This is a genomic window from Sphingomonas sp. STIS6.2, from assembly GCF_000732685.2.
In the GTDB taxonomy this organism is placed as follows: Bacteria; Pseudomonadota; Alphaproteobacteria; order Sphingomonadales; family Sphingomonadaceae; genus Sphingomonas; species Sphingomonas aerolata.
Genome location: NZ_JPDP02000154.1, coordinates 1 through 1,671 on the forward strand (window position 1 = coordinate 1; position 1,671 = coordinate 1,671).

Genomic DNA, 1,671 nt, shown 5'->3' on the forward strand with positions numbered 1-1,671 from the left:
GCAGGTCGCTCTCGCCATACGCCGCCAGCCGGGCCGCGAACTGCGCCGGATCGTTCGCGATCGGATCGGTCGCGGCGTTGGCGAGGCCGGTCAGCGGCATCGTCCGCGGATCGATCGTCTCGCCGACGCTGCGCCATTCCTCCGCCACCGCCTGTGCCAGCGCATCGGTCGGCAGTGCGAGCGGCCGTCGCCCGGGCGTGCGGACCGGCTTGCCGTCGAGCGTCACCACGCGATCCGCATCGATCGCGACGTCTGTCCAGAATCTCTTCATGCGTCCTGTCCGGTCATTCGGTGGGCGTGCGCCAGCGCTGCGCCAGGCTGCGCGGCACGATCGCGATCATCGCCATCGCCGACAGCACGATCGCGGTGCCGAGGATCTTCGGCCCCCAGCTATAGGCGCGCGCGATCAGCACCAGCCCGAGCACCGCGCCCGCCACGCCAGCAAGTCGCACGCCGACCAGCACGAACCAGCGCCGCTGCGCCAGGCGATCGGCCTCCGTCACGACGCGCTCACCAGATGACGCAGCGCCGGCACCGTCTCGGCGACGACGTCCGCGCCGGCCTCCGCCAGCTCGTCGACCGCGTGATAGCCCCAGGTGACGCCGACCGCGCGTGCGCCCGCCGCGCGTGCCATCGCCATGTCATAGCTCGTATCGCCGATCATCGCGGTCGTGGCGGGGGTCGCGCCCGCCTCCCTGATCGCCGCGAACAGCATCGCCGGGTCGGGTTTGGAGGGATGCCGGTCCGCGGTCTGCAGCGTCACGAACCGGTCGGCGATGCCGTGCGCGGCGAGGACATGCGCGAGCCCGCGGTCCGACTTGCCCGTTGCGACGCCCAGCCTCCAGCCATCGTCGGCGAGCGTCGCCAGCACGTCGGCGATCCCCTCGAACAGCGGCTCCTCGATCAGCTCGCCGCTCGTCCGCATCGCATGGAAGGCTGCCTTGTAGTCGGTCGCGAGCGTGCGGTGCAGCGCCTCGTCGCCCTGCGGCACCAGGATCTGCATCGCCTCGACCAGGCTGAGCCCGACGATCCGCCGAATCGCGGCGCGCGGCGGCGGGACGAGCCCGGCCGTCTCGAACGCCCGCTCGCACGCGACGCAGATATTCGCCTGACTGTCGACGAGCGTCCCGTCGCAATCGAACACGGCGAGGCGGATCATGAGATTTTCCAGCGCATCCCCGTCTCGTAGATCAGCCGGGCGAACGAGGGAACGCCAAACCGGAACGCGCATCGTCATGTTCCCCCGCAAAGGCGGGGGACTGACGTTAAGCAGAGCTGCCGATCATGCCCCCTGGACCCCCGCCCCCGCGGGGGAACGGGCAGGGGGCACCACCACCACCACCACCCCGGCGAAGGCCGGGGTCCAGTTGGGGGACGTTGCTGACGAAGCGCAGCACCCGATTACTGCAACCTCCCCAACTGGACCCCCGCCCCCGCGGGGGAACGGGAGGGCACCCAACAATCACCACCACCCCGGCGAAGGCCGGGGCCCAGTTGGGGGACGGTGCTAACGGCGCGCAGCCCCCGGTTACTGCAACCTCTCCAACTGGACCCCCGCCTTCGCCGGGGTGGTACTGGATATGGGCGAGACCACCCCGCTAGATCACCGCGACCCAGGCCCGCTCCTAGGCCCACTCGGCTTCCCCCCCGGACGACCCCGGCCACCAGGCT

Annotated in this window: 3 protein-coding genes; all 3 read right to left on the reverse strand. The window is 71.1% G+C overall.

All coding sequences use genetic code 11. The annotated features are described in order from the left end of the window. A partial coding sequence (locus sphst_RS14700; RefSeq protein WP_234387681.1) for an ATP12 family chaperone protein occupies positions 1-271 on the reverse strand: 271 nt, incomplete at its 3' end. Positions 272-284: 13 nt separating this feature from the next. Beyond that, complete coding sequence (locus sphst_RS14705; protein ID WP_037532554.1) at positions 285-503, reverse strand: hypothetical protein; 219 nt, start codon at positions 501-503, stop codon at positions 285-287. After that, on the reverse strand, positions 500-1,159 hold the full coding sequence (locus tag sphst_RS14710) for an HAD-IA family hydrolase (protein ID WP_107045755.1): 660 nt from the start codon (positions 1,157-1,159) through the stop codon (positions 500-502). The genes sphst_RS14705 and sphst_RS14710 overlap by 4 nt, the downstream gene beginning before the upstream one ends. Positions 1,160-1,671 lie beyond the last annotated feature (512 nt).

Excerpts from the sequence above, each read along its gene's own strand:
- sphst_RS14710 (WP_107045755.1), bottom strand. The coding sequence starts at position 1,159 with ATGATCCGCCTCGCCGTGTTCGATTGCGACGGGACGCTCGTCGACAGT.